Here is a 15,180-nt window from a genome sequence, read left to right on the forward strand (position 1 = left end):
CCCGATCACGCTCATCCATGTCGTTCGATTGCGTTTGATGTCATTTGTAGCACTTTGGTCAATCTCAGTAAACGGGATGGCGCTACGGTGTGGACATGAGGTGGGACGCGTTGTTCGAGGACCTGCAGAGCCAGTGGTCGACGCTGCAGGACCGGGTCCGGGAGAGCGAGATCGCCGAGCGCACCAGGTTGGACCACCTCGGCGTGACGCTCGCCGGCCGGCTGCGCGCGAGTACCGGGCGCCGCGTCCGAGTGCTGCAGGACGACGGGGAGACCATTGACGGCATCCTCGGGTTCACCGGCGCGGACTGGACGTGTCTGCGGTCCGGGACCCTGGATGTCATCGTGGTGGCGTCCTGGTGTCGGTCCTGGGAAGGGCTGCATCGCGCGGCCGTCCCGACGCCCTCAGCGCTGAGCGACCGCCTGACCCTGGCGTCCGCTCTCCGCGGGCTGAGCCGGGACCGCGCCGTCGTCACCCTGAGCCTCGCGACGGGACCCGGATCCACCGCGGTGCGCGGCCGGATCGAACGCGTAGGCCGGGACTTCCTCGACGTGACCCCGGTGCATCCGGGAGAACTACGACCGGACCGCGCGGGCGTGGCCACCACGGTGCCGATGACGGCCTGTGTACGGATCAGTTCACTGGGCCGCTGACCGGTGGTGCGCGGCCCGGGTCAGCGGGCGCGGTCCCGTGCCACCTGCTGCCGGGTCTGCTCGTACTTGGCCTCGATGTAGGCGTCCAGGACGGTCTGCTCGACCCGCCACTGTCCGCGTCCGCCGACCTGGATGGCGGGCAGTTCACCGCTGCGGACCAGGGCGTACGCCTGCGCGGACGAGATCTGCAGTTCCTCGCAGACGTCGCTGAGCGTGAGGAAGCGGGGCAACGTGCACCTCCTTCACCGGCTGTCGTGTTCTCGTCCCTCATTCTGACACTCGCCCGGACGCGTCCGGGCGTTGTCCACAGGTTCGGCTACCCGATGACCCTGACCGGGCCGGCGTCTACAGTAGGACCACGGTGCCCGCCGCGCAGGGCATGTGAGGGGGGGACACGATGACCACGACGACCACTCGTCCCGGGGTGGAGACGCCGCGCCTGAGGCGGCCGTCGTGGAAGGATCCCCGCCTGTTGCTCGGGATCCTGCTCGTCGCCGCTTCCGTGGCCGGGGTCGTGGCGCTGGTCGCCGGGCTGGACCGCAGCACCGAGGTCTTCACCGCCCGGACCGACCTGACCGTGGGGCAGCGGTTGCGCACCGAGGACCTGACCGTGACCCGCGTCCGGCTCGGTGACGCCGCACCGGCCTACCTCGGGCCTGGGGCGCTGCCCCCGGACGGGGCTGTGGTCACCCGGCACGTGCCCCGGGGAGAACTCGTCGCCGCGTCCGCGGTCGGCCGGCCCGACGCGCTCGACCGCAAGCCGGTCGCGATCACCGTCACGGAGGCCCTGCCCCGGGAGGCGGTGGCCGGTGCTCGGGTGGACGTCTGGGTGGCGATGCCGGGTCCGAACCCGAACACGTATCTCAAGCCCGCGCGCCTGCTGCCGGGTGCCGAGATCGCGGAGGTCACCACCACCACGTCCGCGCTGGGCGCCTCCCGGCAGACCGTGCTCCAGGTTCTCGTCGACGACGCGACCATGCCGCAGATCCTCGACGCGTTGGGCAACCGGGCCCGGATCTCGGTGGTCTGGAACCCGGCGGCCCGATGAGTGTGCCGCTCGCGATCTTCGGAGACAGCACGGCCGACCACGTGGCCGGGCTCGAGCGGCTGCGCGGGCCGGTCACGGTCGTGCGCCGGTGCGTCGAGCTGGCTGAGCTGCTGGCGGTGTGCGAGAGCGGCCTGGCGGAGGTCGCCCTGATCGCCGGTCAGCTGGTCGACGTGCCGGGCCATCTGCTGGACCGGATGACGCGCGCGGGCATCCCCGTGCTGGTCCTGACCGCCGACCGGGAGCAGGTCGGCCGGCTCACCGATCTGGGGGCGCGTGTGCTGCCGCCGGCCATCACCGCGTCCGATCTGGCCGCCGCGGTCGTGGCCGCGGTCGCCGATCCCCGCCCGCGCCCCGGCTCCGGGGCGGCCCCCGGCTCGACCGCCACCGGGCAGAGGGCGGCGGGGACCGACCCGGACGGTGCCGCTGCTGGTGCCGCCGGGGGTGACCCCGGGGGTGCGTTCGCGGATCCCGGCGCGGACGGGCCCGGCCACCCGCCCGCCGCTGTTCCGGACACCGTCGACACGGTCGACGGTGACGACGCCGGCGTCGTGATCGCGGTCTGGGGGCCCGCCGGCGCCCCGGGGCGCAGCACGGTCGCCGTCAACCTGGCCGCCGAACTGGCGGCCGCGCTCGGGACGGCGTACCTCGTCGACGTGGACACCTACGGGTCCAGCACCGCCGTCATGCTCGGTCTGCTGGACGAAACCGCTCCCCTGGCCCAGGCGTGCCGGCTCGCCGACCAGGGGCTGCTCGACACCACCGCCCTGCACCGGGTGGCCGCGGACGTCGTCATCGGCGGCGGCCGGCTGCGCGCACTGACGGGCATCACCCGCCCCGACCGGTGGCCCGAACTGCGGTCCTCCGCGCTGGGCGCAGTGCTGAATCTGTGCCGGACCACGGCCAGGGCGACCGTGGTCGACTGCGGCTTCTGCCTGGAGGCCGACGAGGAGCTCAGTTTCGACACGGTGGCCCCCCGCCGTAACGGCGCGACTCTCCGGTCCCTGGAGCTGGCCGACGTCGTGCTCGCGGTCGGCGCCGCGGACGCCATCGGTCTGCCGCGGCTGGTCAAGGGAATCGCGGACCTCACCGAGGCCGTGCCCACGGCGACGCCCGTCGTCGCGATCAACAAGGTGCGCCGCGAAAGCGTCGGCCGCGGGAGCCGGCAGCAGGTGCGGGCCGCGTGGGAGCGGTACGGGCCGGATCTGCCGATCGCGGTCCTGCTGCCCGCCGATCCGGCCGCCGACGCCGCTCTGCTCGGTGGCACGGTGCTGCGGGAGTCGGCGCCGGGCAGTGCCCTGCGGGCCGGTATCCGCGCCCTGGCGCCCACCGGGCTCGGACTGCGCCCGGTCGACGACGCGGCACGCCGCCGGTGGTTCCGCCGGCCAGCGACCGCACCGGACGAGGCCGGGCACCTGCACAAGAACGCGACGGACGGCTGGGCGAGGCGCTCATGACCACCATCACACGCACGGACTAGGCTCGACGGTGACGTCCGCAACGGCGCGGATGCGAAACCCGATGCTTACGGAGGCCACCCCCGATGTCTGCCGGAGAACAGTCCGCTCGACCCGCCCCGTCGTCGGGAGTCACCACCGTGGACCCCGACGACGACGGGTTCGTGCGGAACTACTACCAGCACCTGTCCGCCGAGGACCTCGCGTCCTACGAGGTGGACACCCTGACCCAGCGCATCCACCGGCACCGGGAGCTCGCCGCCACCCGGGAACGGGGTGAGGCGCTCGTGCTGGCCGACTCCGAGCCGGACGCCACCGTGCTCTACGTCGTCACCGACGACACCCCGTTCCTCGTCGACTCCGTCGTCGCCGAAGTCGCCCGCCACCACGCGGCCATCCGCCAGGTCAGCCACCCGACGTTCATCGTCACCCGGGACCGGTCCACCGGTCGCCTGCGCGGCGTCGAGCGGGTGCCCAGCCACAGCGGTGTCTCCAGCGGGGACACGGCGGCCATGCCGCACGTCTCCGCCCGCGTGGCCGACGTCGAGTCGGGGGAGACCGTGAGCACCGTCGAGTCCTGGATCGCCGTCGAGGCCGCCCGGATGGAGTCCTCGGACGCGCGGGACGCGCTCGTCGCCGGCGTCCGCCGCGTGCTCGGGGACGTCCGCGCCGTCGTCGAGGACTTCACGTCCATGCGGGACCGGTTGATCGACGCCGCCGAGGGGCTCGAGGCGTTGACGGACCCGACCATCACGGCACGCACCAGCGGGGCGCAACTGCTGCGCTGGCTCGCCGACGACAATTTCACCCTGATCGGCTACCGGGAGCACGACCTGGTCGACCGGGACGGGGAGGAGGTGCTGGTCAACCGGCCCGGCACCGCCCTCGGCGTGCTGCGCCACGCCGAACACGTGCAGCACCAGTTGACCAGCGCCGGCCGGCGCAAGGCGCGGGAGAAGACGGCACTGGTCATCACCAAGGCCAATTCACGCTCCACCGTGCACCGGCCCGCCTGGCTCGACTACATCGGGGTGAAGGACTTCAACGCCGCCGGCGAGGTGATCGGCGAGAAGCTGTTCCTCGGCGTGCTCGCCGCGGACGCGTTCATCGGGTCCGTGCAGGACATCCCGCTGGTCCGGGACAAGGTCCAGGCCGTGCTGCGGCACTGCGGCTTCCCGCCCGACTCCCACTCCGGCAAGGACCTGAAGAACATCCTCGAGACCTACCCGCGCGAGGAGATGTTCCAGATCAGCACCGACGAGCTGATCGAGACGGTGACCGCGATCCTGCATCTGCAGGAGCGGCGCCGCACCCGGCTGTTCCTGCGGACCGATGTGTGGGGCCGGTTCGTCTCGGTCCTGGTCTACCTGCCGCGGGACCGCTACACCACCAGCGTCCGGCACCGGATCGAGAACGAGTTGACCGCCGCCTTCGGGGCCGAGTCGATCGACTTCGAGGCGCGGATGAGTGAGTCGGTGCTCGCCCGGCTCTACTTCCGGATCCGGTTGCCGCAGGGCGTGGAGGCCAGGGAGGTGAACGTCGACGAACTGGAGAAGCGGGTCCAGCGGGCCGGCCGCTCGTGGTCCGAAGGCATCGAGCAGGTGTTGCGGACCCGCGCCGACCTGAGCGAGGTGAGCCGGCTCGCCGGGCAGTGGGCGGAGGCGTTCCCTGCGGCCTACCGGGCGGACTTCGAGGTGGAGGACGCCCTCGAGGACATTCGCCGCTTCGAGCAGGCCGAGGCCGGTGGGCATCCGGAACTGGCGCTGCGGCGACCGGACGCGGCGAGCGCCGACGAGGACAGTCCGGCGGCGGCCGCGGACGCCCGGCTGAAGATCTATCTGCGGCAGCCGCGGTCCCTGACCGCGCTGCTGCCGGTGTTCCACAACCTCGGGCTGCAGGTGCTCGACGAACGGCCGTTCCGCATCGAGCGGGCCGACGGCGCCATCTTCCACCTGTACGACCTGGGCCTGCAGTATCCGGCCGGGATCGACCCGATGGCCGGCGCGGACGACCTGGCCGACGCCTTCCGCGCCGCGCTGGCCGGGGCGATGGAGACGGACCGGTTCGATCGGCTCATCCTCGCCGAGGGGCTGCACTGGCGGCAGGTGCAGGTGCTGCGCGCCTACGGGAAATACCTGCGCCAGCTCGGCAACACGAGCTCCTACGGGTTCATGGCCGACACCCTGCTGGCCAACCCGGACGTCGCCCGCGCGCTCGTGGCCGTCTTCGAGGCGGCGTTCGACCCGCAGTACGGTGCGGCCGACGATCCGGACCGCACCGCCCGGCGGGACGACGCCCGCGCCGCCCTCGATGCCGCCCTCGACGCCGTGGCGACCTTGGACGCGGACCGGCTGCTGCGCGCCTTCGCCGAGGTGATCGACGCCACCCTGCGCACCACCTTCTACCAGGGCAGCACCCACCTCGCGTTCAAACTCGCCACCCGGCGGATCGAGTCCGCGCCCGTACCGCGGCCCGAGTTCGAGATCTGGGTCTACTCGCCGGAGGTCGAGGGCGTCCACCTGCGCTTCGGTGCCGTCGCCCGCGGCGGTCTGCGCTGGTCCGACCGGCAGGAGGACTTCCGCACGGAGATCCTCGGTCTGGTCAAGGCGCAGACCGTCAAGAACGCCGTGATCGTGCCCACCGGTGCGAAGGGCGGTTTCTACCCGAAGCGACTGCCCGACCCGGCGACCGACCGGGCCGCCTGGCTGGAGGCGGGGCAGGACGCGTACCGCACCTTCATCCGCGCCCTGCTGGACCTGACCGACAACCGAGTGACCGACGCCGGCGGCACGGCTCGCGTCGTCGGGCCCGACGACGTCGTCCGGCACGACGGCGATGACCCGTACTTGGTGGTCGCCGCGGACAAGGGCACCGCGGCGTTCTCCGACACCGCCAACGCGATCAGCGCCGACTACGGCTTCTGGCTCGGGGACGCCTTCGCCTCCGGCGGGTCGGTCGGGTACGACCACAAGGCCATGGGTATCACCGCGCGCGGCGCGTGGGAGTCCGTCAAGGCGCACTTCAAGGAACTCGGCCTCGACACGCAGGCCGACGACTTCACCGTCGTGGGCGTCGGCGACATGAGCGGTGACGTGTTCGGCAACGGCATGCTGCTCTCGGAGCACATCCGGCTCGTCGCCGCGTTCGACCACCGGCACGTGTTCCTCGACCCGGACCCGGACCCCACCGCGTCGTACGCCGAACGCCGTCGCCTGTTCGACCTGCCGCGCTCCTCGTGGGCCGACTACGACACCGACCTGATCAGTGAGGGCGGGGGCGTCTACCCCCGGTCGGCCAAGTCGATCCCGATCTCGGCCCAGGTGCGGGCGGCGCTCGGTCTGCCGGAGGACACGGCCCGACTCAGCCCGCCCGAACTGCTCCGGGCGGTCCTCGCCGCCCCCGTCGACCTGCTCTACAACGGCGGCATCGGCACCTACATCAAGGCGTCGACGGAGACCAACGCCTCCGTGGGCGACAAGGCCAACGACGGGATCCGGATCGACGGCGCCGACGTGCGGGCCCGGGTCATCGGTGAGGGCGGCAACCTGGGGATGACCCAGCGGGGACGGATCGAGGCGGCCCTGACCGGCGTCGTGCTCAACACCGACGCGATCGACAACTCCGCCGGCGTCGACTGCTCCGACCACGAGGTCAACATCAAGATCCTGGTCGACTCCGCGGTCCGCGCCGGCCGTCTCGACGCGGGTGAGCGCGCCGCGTTCCTGCACGCGATGACCGACGAGGTCGCGGATCTGGTGCTGGCCGACAACGTCGACCAGAACCTGCTGCTGCTCAACGACAAGCAGCACGGGCCCGAATGGGCGCCCAGTTTCGAACGGCACATGGACTGGCTCCAGGAGCACGCCGACCTGGACCGGGCGCTCGAGTTCCTGCCCACCACCGAACAGGTGCAGGAGCGGATCGCCGACGGCCGTGGTCTGACTTCCCCGGAGCTGTCGGTGCTCGCGGCGTACGCGAAGATCCAGCTCACCGGGGCGCTGCTGCGCGGCGACGTGCCCGACGACCCGTGGTTCGAGGACGTCCTGCTGGCCTACTTCCCGACCCCCGTCCGCGAGCGGTTCCCCGACGAGGTGCTCGCGCACCCGTTGCGCCGCGAGATCATCGCGACGGCCATCGCCAACGACATGGTCAACATCGGGGGTATCACCTTCGCGTTCCGGGCGATGGAGGAGACCGGTGTCGACGAGTCGTCGATCGCGCGGGCCTTCACCGCGCTGCGCCGGATCTACGCGCTCGACGACGTCGTGCGGATGCTCACCGAGGTTCCCGCCGGCGTGCCCACCGAGACGTGGTGCCAGATCTACTCGGACATGCGGCGGCTACTGGACCGGGCCGTGCGCTGGTTCGTCACCCACGGTTACGCGGACGAGGAGATCGGCCGGTCGGTCGAACTCTTCGAACCGGTGATCGACCCGCTGCGGAGCGGTATCGGCCGGTTCCTCCGCGGCGCCGATCAGCAGCGGGAACGGCAGTGGTACCAGCGCGCGGTCGACGGCGGCGTCCCGGACGGCCTGGCGGCCCGGTGGGCGGGACTGTTCGAGAGCTACGCCCTGCTCGACGTCGCCGAGCTGGCGCGGCAGAGCGGGCAACCGGTGGAACTGGTCCTGCACACGTACTTCGCCGTCTACGACCGGTTCGAGGTCGACGACCTGCTCGAACGGATCACCCGGCTGCCGCGGCGCGACCGGTGGCAGGCCCTCGCGCGGGCGGCCCTGCGGGAGGACCTGTACTCGACCGCCGCGGAACTGACGACCACCGTGCTCGAGACGACCGGGGACACGCCCGACGCCGGCGGGGTGGAGCGGCTGGACCGGTGGCAGCAGGACAACGCTGAGCGGCTGGATCGGGTGCGCAGCATGTTCACGGAGGCCACCACGCGGCAGACCGACGACATGGCCTCGCTGTCGGTGGCGCTGCGCCTGCTCCGTTCCATCGTCCGGAGGTGACGTGGCCATCTTCACCGACCCCATGACGAAGCGCGCCGACTTCGGTCCGGGGGACGCCGAGTGGTTGCACCTGCTGGTGGGGGACTGGCAGCTGGTCGCCGATCTGGCGTTCGCCGACCTGGTGCTCTGGTTCACCGACGGGGCCGGCGGGTACGTCGCCGTCGCGCACGTGCGCCCGTCCACGTCGCACACGGTGTTCCACACCGATCCTGTCGGCGAGCGGGTCCCGGCCGAGCTGGCGCCGCTGGTGGCGAGGGCCGAGCAGAGCCGGCAGATCGAGCGCAGCGCCGCGACGGACGGTGCCGACGAGCACGGCACCCAGGTCGAGGCGGTGCCGATGGTGCGCAACGGCCGTTCCCTGGCCGTGATCACCAGCCATCTGGACCTGTCCAACGCGCGGCTGCCCTCGCGGCTGGAGATGACCTACCGGCAGTGCGGGTCCGACCTGCTGCGGATGTGCACCCTCGGTCTGTGGCCCGACTTCGCCACGCCCACGAGCACGCGCCGCGGTGCGCCGCGGGTGGGTGACGGGTTGATCCGGCTCGACGTCGAGGGCATCGTGCAGTACGCCAGCCCCAACGCCGTGTCCGCGTTCCGGCGGCTCGGCGAGGTCGACTCGCTCGAGGGGCAGTCCCTCGCGCGGGTGACGACGCCGCTGCTGCGGGACCGACGGCTGGTGGACGAGACGCTGCCGCTGGTGCTCACCGGTCGGATGCCGTGGCGCACAGAGGTGGAGAGCCGAGGGGTGAGTCTGACGCTCCGGGCGATCCCGCTGCGGGACAGCGCGGAGCGGTTCGGCGCGCTCGTGCTGTGCCGGGACGTCTCCGAACTGCGTCGGCGGGACATGGAACTGGTGTCCAAGGACGCGACCATCCGGGAGATCCATCATCGGGTGAAGAACAATCTGCAGACCGTCGCGGCGCTGCTGCGCATGCAGTCCCGCCGGATGAAGTCCGAGGAGGGCCGCCAAGGGCTCGACCAAGCGATGCGCCGGGTGGCCACCATCGCCCTCGTGCACGAGACCCTGTCCCAGGGGTTGGCGCAGAACGTGGACTTCGACGAACTGATCGGCCGCCAGATCAGGCTGGCCGCCGAGGTTGCCTCACCGGGCCAGGAGGTCCGTACCGCGTTCGTGGGCCGGTTCGGCGAGCTGCACAGCGACCTGGCCACGCCGCTGGCTCTGGTGATCAACGAGCTGGTGACGAACGCCGTCGAGCACGGACTACGGGACAGCTCCGGGACTGTGACGGTCTCGGCGTTCCGGGCTCAGGCCGAGGACCGGGCGCAGGAGTTGACGGTCACCGTCGAGGACGACGGCGCGGGGCTGACCGCCCGACCGCCCGGCCCTGGGGGCCGGACGCCGGTCTATGCGCCCGACCACGAGGGCCTGGGCATGCAGATCGTGCGAACCCTGGTGGGCAGCGAACTGGCGGGCACCATCGGTTGGGAACCGCGGCCCGACGGTGGCACGCTGGTGCGGGTGACCGTGCCGATGAGCGGAGCCGCGCACGACGAGTGAGGGCCCGCACGGCCGGTCCAAAGACGACTGATGGCCCACACCTCGCGGGTGCGGGCCATCAGATCAGAAGAAACGGGTCGGACGGAAGCGGTCAGCTGGCGCGACGGGCCCGAGCGGCGCGACGCTTCATCGCGCGTCGTTCGTCCTCGCTCATGCCACCCCACACACCGGCATCCTGGCCGGTCTCGATGGCCCACTGCAGGCAGGTGTCCATCACGGGGCACCGCCGGCAGACGCTCTTGGCCTCCTCGATCTGGAGCAGCGCCGGCCCGGTGTTGCCGACGGGGAAGAACAGTTCGGGGTCGCGTTCGAGGCACGCGGCACGACTACGCCAATCCATGGTGATGACACTCCTTTGCACGGCGTCCGGAATCGACCGGGGGAGGGCTCACGGACGCCAGGGGGAACAGAATGAGTCGAACGGACCCGGGGAAGAGTCGACGTTCACGGCTTGTATACAGCCTGACATGCAACGTTGTGGTAGACAAGGGGTCGCGTCCCGGACCTTCGCCACAGACCTGAGAAAAAGATCACAGGTCGCCGTCCTTGCCCTCGCCACCGGGGTGGTGTCCGTTCGGCCGCGCACCGCCGCGGATAGGCTGCTGGCGTGAACAGGATGTCGCATGACTGAGACCGACCCCGCCGCCGCGGGCCGTGACCGCGGCCCTCGGTGCCCGATCGCCGTCCTCGTCCTGGCCGGGCTGGTGGTCCTCCAGGTTGTGGGGGTGCTGGTCGTGGCGTCCTGGTACGGCGCCGCACTGTTCTCCTCCCGGGCCGACTCCCTCGGCGGCGCCGTGTTCACCTTGGTCCTGCTCCTGCTGGTCGCCGGGTGGCAGGCGGTCAGCGCGATCGCCCTCACCCGTGGTCGACGGTGGGCGCGAGCGGCCGTGCTGGTGTGGCAGTTCTTCCTGTTCGCGCTCGCGGTGCCCTCGCTCACGGGGGGCTTCTGGGGCTGGGCCCTGCTGCTGGGGCTGCCGGCCCTGGCCGTCATCTACCTGCTGTTCCGTGGTGACGTCGTCGCCTTCACCACCCCCACCCCGGCCGCCGGCTGAGGAGGCCACCGGGCCCGGGAACGTCCGGGACCTGGAACACGTGCCGGCTCGCCCCTGCCAACCACACCGCGCGACCCGGCACCGCGACCGGGTCGACGGGCAGGCGGACGCCCAGCGGAACCAGTGCCGCCGGATCGGTGGCGCCGACCACGACCAGGCGACGTTCGGCCAGCGCGGGAGTGAGGAGCGGCAACCGGTGGGTCAGGGCGGTCGCCGTCGACACGACGACCACGGCGCAGTGGCCCGCGGCGAGCAGCTCGGTCAGTCGCTGCAGGGTTCGGGCATCGAGCGTATCCGCGTCGTCGACCAGGACCACGCCCGGCGCCGAGGGACGCTCGACCGGACGGATCAGGCCGCCGTTGAGTTCGGCGAGCGCTCGCAGCAGGGTGCTACGGCCCGAGCCGGCGGCACCGACCACGGGCAGGACGAGGCCCGGCCCCACCCGGACGTGCTGCGGTTCCGCGGCCTCGCCGAGGCCGGCGAGCAGGGACCACCCGGCACCACCCGTGCCAGTGCCGCCCTCCGCGCCACCGGTGTTGTCCGTTGCCGGACGGGCGCATCGGTGCAGATCTGCCAGGGACAGTCGGTCCGGCAGGGGATGGAGCACCGGCCCGTCCCGCACCGGGTCGCCCTGCCCGGCCGGAGCCTTCAGCTCGGTCGGGAGCGGAGGGACGATCAGCTGGGCGCGGGCCGGAGCCGGGCCGGAGCCGGGGCCCTCGACGACGACCCGGCCCGGGATCGGTTCCACCCTCGGTAGCCGGGGCCAGCCGGCGGTCGTCCCGTCCGCTGCACCGGCCACGTGCACGCGCTGTCCCAGATGCGCCAGTATCCGGCTGCCGATCAGGTCGCGTCCGCCGCTGACGATCAGGCCCAGACCGGCCGCGGTTCCGGCCGCGGCCAGGTGCAGCAGCAACCCCTCCCCGTCGGACCAGGGCTGGGCCCGGAACGCGGCACACCAGGTCGGCCAGTCGTGCACCACGAGCAGCAACGGGGTGACGGAGTGGGCTCCGGGGTCGGGCGCGAGCGCGGCTCGGCCCGCGACCACGCGGTCGAGGCGCTCGAGCAGACGTACCGCTCGCTGGGGTTCGGCACCGGTGACCCGTGCGCCCACGCATCCCGGGGGCAGCAGGTCCGCCAGGGTGTCAGCCGCGTCGAACAGGTAGCACCGGGCCCCGGACGCGGTGGCCGGCACCAGGCGCCGCACCACGGCCAAGACCGCGGTGTGGTCGTCGCCGAGCACGGCGAGGTGCGGGTCCGTCGCGGGCGTGTACCGCCACGGTTGCAGCCGCTGCTCGTCGGGCCGGTCGATCAGCCCGACCGGGGTACCCCCGGGCAGTGAATCCGGCTGCTCGAGCGCGAGCACATCCGCCGCGGACGGGTCGGCCGGCAGGGGGGCAGCGATCACGCGGCGCCGGACCGGCACCGGTGGCCGTCTGCCGGACGGGCTCGTCCCGGTCACGGCGAGACCGGCACGGGGTGGGGAAGCGGGGCAGGAGATCCACGCGCCGGGCTCGATCCCGCCACCGTCCCAGACGGCGATCCGGGGGACGTCCGCACGTATCGCTCTCGACCCGGGGACCGCGGTGGTGGCCGTCTGGAAGAGCACGGGTGACCGGTCGCCGACGCTGATCCAGCCCCGGCCGGGCACACGGGCCGGCAGATCCGCGGCGACCGCCGAGCCGAGGACGTCGAACGACTCGTCGGCCGACTGCGTGCGCAGCGCGATCCGGATCGCCGTGTTGGCCCGGATGTCACCGTTGACGGCGCCCCGCGGTCGCTGCGTCGCCATCACCAGATGGATACCGAGGGAGCGGCCCTGGGCGGCGAGGCGGACCAGTTCGGCCAGGCCGGCCGGCTGCTCGTCGACCATCACCCGGAATTCGTCGATCACGATCACCAGCCGGCCGGGCGCGGTGTGTGGTGGGACGGCGGGGTCGTCGACGGAGTCGGCGCCGTACCTCCGCAGCAACGACTCCCGTCGTCGCAGTTCGCTGCGCAGTGAGGCGAGGGTGCGTTCCAGGCCGCCGTCGAGATCGGTGACCAACGCGTCACAGTGCGGCAGTGCGGCCAGCGGGGCCAGGGCCGTGCCGCCCTTGAAGTCGATCAGGACGAGGCCGAGCTCGGCCGGGGTGCGGTCGCGGGTCAACGACATCACCAGGGTGCGCAGCAGTTCGGACTTGCCCGCGCCGGTGGTGCCGGCGATCAGCAGGTGCGGTCCGTCGGCGGCGAGGTCGACGAGCAGGGGCCCGTCGGCGGCCATCCCGAGCACGCACGGCAGCCGCGCGCCCGCGACGATCCCGTGCGCACGCTCGTGCACCCGGTCCGCCGTGCACCGGAGCGGCACGGCGGCGGCGGCCGCCGGGGCTGCCACGGCCGGGTGCGACGACCCGGCTCGCCAGACGCAGTACCGTTCGAAAGCTGCCGCCGGCATCAGGTCGGGCACGAACGATCGCCGCGCGCGTGGGGGTGTGCCGACGGTCGACGCGGGGGCGCCCAGCCGGATGGCGGCCCGGTGCTCCTCGGCCGGCCGGTTCGCCGACCGGTCCGGTAGGGAGCCCGGTGACCCGACCAGCCACAGGCCGGCCGGCGGTTCACGGAGCACCCGGTCCAGCTCGGTCCGCCCGGCCGCGTCCAACCGGTCGACGTCGACGATGAGCAGGTCGGGCAGCGCTGCCCCCGGGGATCGCTCGTCGGGTTCGTCGGGAGCGCAGAGCGGTCGGAGTGCCGGGGAGAGCACGGTGACGGACGGGAGCAACCGCGCGCTCGCCGTCAGGTCCGGGTCAGCGCACAGGTGCAGGCGTGGGGCCGGGTCCAGGCCGCCCAGCTGGGTCAGCACCGCGCGGAGGAGTGCGGAGGTGTGGTCCGGGCCACCGACGACGTCGACGCGGCGATGCGCTCCGAGGTCGAGGATCACCGGCACCGGCCCGACGGGGACGGCTGGTCCCCGGCCGAACCGAGGCGGCCGTCCCCGGGCCCGCCCGCCGCGACGCCGGACCGAGCGGGCCAGTCGGACCGCCAGGCTTCCCGACCGCGCCAGTGCTGTGCCGGGTGGTGCCGTGCCGGGTGGTCCGGTCCCCGGTGATCCTGCCGTCGAGGGCTCTGCGGCCGGGACGGCCTCCGCGCCCAGCCGCAGCAGCACCGCGGGAAGGGCGGACACATCATCGGTGCCTTCGCCCGCCGGCGTGCGACAGGCCCGCAGCCCGGCACCGTCGAATTGCCCGGCACCGTCGAATTGCCCGGCACCGTCGAATTGCCCGGCACCGTCGAATTGCCCGGCACCGGCGAACCGCCCGGCAGTGTGCCGGCGAGCTGTGTCCTGGCGAGCTGGGTCCTCGTGAGCGGCGTCCTGGCGGACAGAGCTCTGACCAGGCAGGTCCTGGCGAGCCGCCAGCAGGTGCGTGGTCAGGTCGGGGACCTCCGTGGTGGCATCGTCGTCGACCGGCTCACCCCGCCGCTGCCGGGCGCGCAGCCCGGCCAGTGCCGGCAGCAGGCTCATCGGGGCCGACATCGCCGTCAGCCCGAGCAGCAGCCAGGACCCGGTCGTCGTGGCGAGGACGATGCCGATCAGCAGGGGCAGGGCCGCGGTGGCCACCAGCAGCCCCGGCGAGGTGCTGCGGGGAGGGGCGGCCGACGGTGCGGTGGCAGGAGCGGGTGAGCGGATCGCGGTCGGATGCGCCGGCAGCGCGGTGTCGAGCGCGCGCAGACACAGCGGCACCGAGCCGATGGCGATCCGGGAAGCCACGGTGACCAGCCCCTGCCGGCGAGACCGACCGTCGACGGTCGACCCGTTGACCGACCCGGTGTCGGTCAGCACGATCCGGTCGGCCAGCACGTCCACGGTGGCGTGCCGGCGAGAGACGGACGGGTCGTCGACCACCAGGTCGGCGCCGATCCGGCCGACCGTGTGCCGTCCCCGGCGTAGGGCCAGCAGGGTGCCGGCGCCGGTGCCACCCACCACGCCGAGAACCAGTCCGGCGGTGAGGTCGGCGCTCGATGCCGGGGCGGTGCGCAGCCCGTCCGGCGGGCCATCGCGGCACGGGGGGACTCCCACCCGGACCACGAGAGCGCCGGTGGCCGGCAGGGTGCGCAGTCGGGCCACGGGCGTGCCGTCGACGGTGGCGTCGACGTGCCCGCAGGCGCGCGCCAGCAATTCCGCCAGCGCGACCCCGGGCGCGCTCCAGTCCCGGGCGGAGGCCCGGGCTGGGCGGCCCTCGAGGGGCAGCGCGGGAGAACGGTCCGGCAGGTCGGCGACGAGATGGACCACCGGGACGCCGCACCGGCATCCCGCCGCGCCGGGCCCGTGCACGAGGACGACCTGCAGCAGCATCGGGGTCTCCTCTCGCCCGGAACCGGCACCGTACCGGCGTCCTCGGCTCGACCCTAGGGTCGACCAGGCCCTTCCGGATGAGGCCGACGTGACGATGTGCACAACCCGATGCTGGTTGGCCCTGGTGGAGGGAGAAGCGCGCGCACGGAGCGGTGGCCGC

9 protein-coding genes are annotated in these 15,180 nt (G+C 72.8%); 6 read left to right on the forward strand and 3 right to left on the reverse strand.

The window, feature by feature from the left end; translation table 11 throughout:
- The first annotated feature begins 95 nt into the window (after positions 1–95).
- Positions 96–653: a hypothetical protein gene (locus tag BKD30_RS03945; protein ID WP_076702318.1), complete on the forward strand. Its 558-nt coding sequence runs from the start codon at positions 96–98 to the stop codon at positions 651–653.
- A 20-nt stretch (positions 654–673) separates the two neighbouring features.
- On the opposite strand, the gene BKD30_RS03950 is transcribed toward BKD30_RS03945, so the two are convergent.
- Complete coding sequence (locus tag BKD30_RS03950) at positions 674–883, reverse strand: helix-turn-helix domain-containing protein (RefSeq protein WP_076702322.1); 210 nt, start codon at positions 881–883, stop codon at positions 674–676.
- A 167-nt stretch (positions 884–1,050) separates the two neighbouring features.
- On the opposite strand from BKD30_RS03950, the gene BKD30_RS03955 reads away from it, so the two are divergent.
- From BKD30_RS03955 to BKD30_RS03970, 4 genes are all read left to right on the forward strand, one after another.
- A complete protein-coding gene (locus tag BKD30_RS03955; RefSeq protein ID WP_076702325.1) occupies positions 1,051–1,701 on the forward strand; it encodes an SAF domain-containing protein in 651 nt (216 codons plus the stop codon).
- Complete coding sequence (locus BKD30_RS03960) at positions 1,698–3,155, forward strand: chromosome partitioning protein (protein WP_143588041.1); 1,458 nt, start codon at positions 1,698–1,700, stop codon at positions 3,153–3,155. Before BKD30_RS03955 ends, BKD30_RS03960 begins: the two co-directional genes overlap by 4 nt.
- 86 nt (positions 3,156–3,241) lie before the next feature.
- The gene (locus tag BKD30_RS03965; protein ID WP_083955995.1) at positions 3,242–8,122 is read left to right on the forward strand and encodes an NAD-glutamate dehydrogenase; all 4,881 of its coding nucleotides are present in this window, start codon (positions 3,242–3,244) and stop codon (positions 8,120–8,122) included.
- Position 8,123: 1 nt separating this feature from the next.
- Positions 8,124–9,641, forward strand: a complete 1,518-nt coding sequence (locus tag BKD30_RS03970) for a sensor histidine kinase (RefSeq protein WP_076702331.1) — start codon at positions 8,124–8,126, stop codon at positions 9,639–9,641.
- 91 nt (positions 9,642–9,732) lie between these two features.
- On the opposite strand, the gene BKD30_RS03975 is transcribed toward BKD30_RS03970, so the two are convergent.
- Positions 9,733–9,981, reverse strand: a complete 249-nt coding sequence (locus BKD30_RS03975; protein WP_076693750.1) for a WhiB family transcriptional regulator — start codon at positions 9,979–9,981, stop codon at positions 9,733–9,735.
- A gap of 283 nt (positions 9,982–10,264) precedes the next feature.
- Here BKD30_RS03975 and BKD30_RS03980 point away from each other — a divergent pair, with 283 nt between their 5' ends.
- On the forward strand, positions 10,265–10,693 hold the full coding sequence (locus BKD30_RS03980; RefSeq protein WP_076702335.1) for a hypothetical protein: 429 nt from the start codon (positions 10,265–10,267) through the stop codon (positions 10,691–10,693).
- On the opposite strand, the gene BKD30_RS03985 is transcribed toward BKD30_RS03980, so the two are convergent.
- Positions 10,665–15,020: an FtsK/SpoIIIE domain-containing protein gene (locus tag BKD30_RS03985; protein ID WP_076702339.1), complete on the reverse strand. Its 4,356-nt coding sequence runs from the start codon at positions 15,018–15,020 to the stop codon at positions 10,665–10,667. The two genes, BKD30_RS03980 and BKD30_RS03985, sit on opposite strands and share 29 nt — an antisense overlap.
- Positions 15,021–15,180 lie beyond the last annotated feature (160 nt).

Source organism: Tersicoccus phoenicis (genome assembly GCF_001968835.1).
GTDB lineage: Bacteria > Actinomycetota > Actinomycetes > Actinomycetales > Micrococcaceae > Tersicoccus > Tersicoccus phoenicis.